Source organism: Nocardia aobensis NBRC 100429 (genome assembly GCF_000308375.1).
Lineage (GTDB): Bacteria > Actinomycetota > Actinomycetes > Mycobacteriales > Mycobacteriaceae > Nocardia > Nocardia aobensis.
This window is the reverse complement of record NZ_BAFQ01000098.1, coordinates 1-1,641: the sequence shown is the minus strand read 5'-3', so window position 1 is coordinate 1,641 and position 1,641 is coordinate 1. Positions and strand designations below refer to the sequence as shown.

Genomic DNA, 1,641 nt, shown 5'->3' with positions numbered 1-1,641 from the left:
GATCGTCGATTCCGGCGCCGACGGCGGCCGCCGCGCGCAGGACCGCCGACACTTCGCCGGACTCCTCGGCCGCGACGATCAGCAGCACGTCCTGTGTCGATTTCGGCAGACGGCTGACCTGTCCGTGGAAGGCCAGTTGCAGGCGGTCGGTCAACGCCAGTGCACCGGGATGGGCCGCGCCGGGACGTTCGTCGCGTGCGGCGTCGGCCAATTCGAGCAAGGCCAGCGGATTGCCCTGTGCCTCGGACAGGACCTGCCGGCGCACCCCTGCGGGCAGTTCGCGGCGGTCGAGCAGCGCGGCGGCGGCGTCGGAGTCGAGCCCGGCGATGCGGCGTTCGGGCAGATCCGCGGACCGTGCGAACGCGGCACCGTCGCGGGCGGCGAGGATGATCACGACCCCCTCCGCGTACAACCGCCGGGCGACGAACAGGATCGTGTCCAGCGAGGCCCGGTCGAGCCATTGCGCGTCGTCGATCAGACAGACCAGCCCGCTATCGCCGGCATGTTCGGTGAGCAGCGACAACACCGCCAATCCGACGAGCATCGCATCCCCGCCGGGATCGTCGCCGAGGCGCAGCGCCGCCTCCAGTGCCGCCCGCTGGCGCGCGGGCAGGGCGGGCAGATGCGCGACCGCCGGCCGCAGCAGCAACTGCAATCCGGCGAACGGAAGTTCGGCCTCGATCTCCACCCCCGCGCCGCGCAGAACTTTCAGGTCGGCGCCGAGATCGGCGGCGTGGTCGAGCAGGGCGGTCTTACCGATTCCGGGTTCACCGCGCAGCACCAGCCAACCGCTCTCCCCCGCGCGGGCACGGTCCAGCAGGGCGGCGATCGCCGCGGTGTCGGCCGCCCGCCCGTACAGCTCAGCCATGGCACCGCGCCACGAATCGGATCACGAACACCGGACCGATCATCGCATACCGGCCACCGCCGGTATTCCCACGTGCGCGCCTCCCGCCGCGGCCACCGGTTCGACAGCAGAATGCAGCTCATGAGCGATTGGAACACCGCGATCATCGAGGAATTTCGAGCCAACGAGGGACGCGTCGGCGGCGATTTCGAGGGCGCGCCGATGGTGCTGGTGCATCACCGCGGCCGCAAATCCGGCCGTGAACTGGTGACATCGATGATGTACCTGGCCGACGACGAGAACCCGGACAGCATCTATGTTTTCGCGTCGAAGGCCGGCGCTCCGACCAATCCGGACTGGTACTACAACCTGACCGCGGCCGGGACGGCGGAGATCGAACGCGGCACCGACCGCTACCCGGCGGCGGTCACCGAGGTGACCGGTGAGCGCCGCGACCGGATCTTCGCCGAACAGGCCCGCCGCTATCCCGGATTCGCCGGCTACGCCCGCAAAACCGAAGGGATCCGCACCATTCCGGTGCTGGAACTGCGGCGCGCCTGACCGACCCGGTACTCGTCCGCCACCGTGGCGGCGGACGAGTACCGGCCATCGCAGGTCAGGCGGATTCGCGCACCGGCTCCGCCGGAACTTCCTCTCCCCCAGCGGATTGCGCGCGTGCGCTCCGGTCGAGCGCGGCCAACGCGAACGCCGCGAGTGCCCCGATGGCGGCGAACCCGGCCCACACCACGGCGTCGAGTCCGGCCGACCGGGCGGCGTCCAGCACTACGCCGGTG

At 70.8% G+C, this 1,641-nt stretch carries 2 protein-coding genes; one reads left to right on the top strand and one right to left on the bottom strand.

What is annotated here, in order from left to right; genetic code table 11:
* A partial coding sequence (locus RJ03_RS12730) for an AAA family ATPase (RefSeq protein ID WP_036501536.1) occupies positions 1–868 on the bottom strand: 868 nt, incomplete at its 3' end.
* Positions 869–979: 111 nt separating this feature from the next.
* Between RJ03_RS12730 and RJ03_RS12725 the strand changes: the two genes are divergently transcribed.
* Positions 980–1,408: a nitroreductase family deazaflavin-dependent oxidoreductase gene (locus tag RJ03_RS12725; protein WP_036501534.1), complete on the top strand. Its 429-nt coding sequence runs from the start codon at positions 980–982 to the stop codon at positions 1,406–1,408.
* Positions 1,409–1,641: the final 233 nt, after the last annotated feature.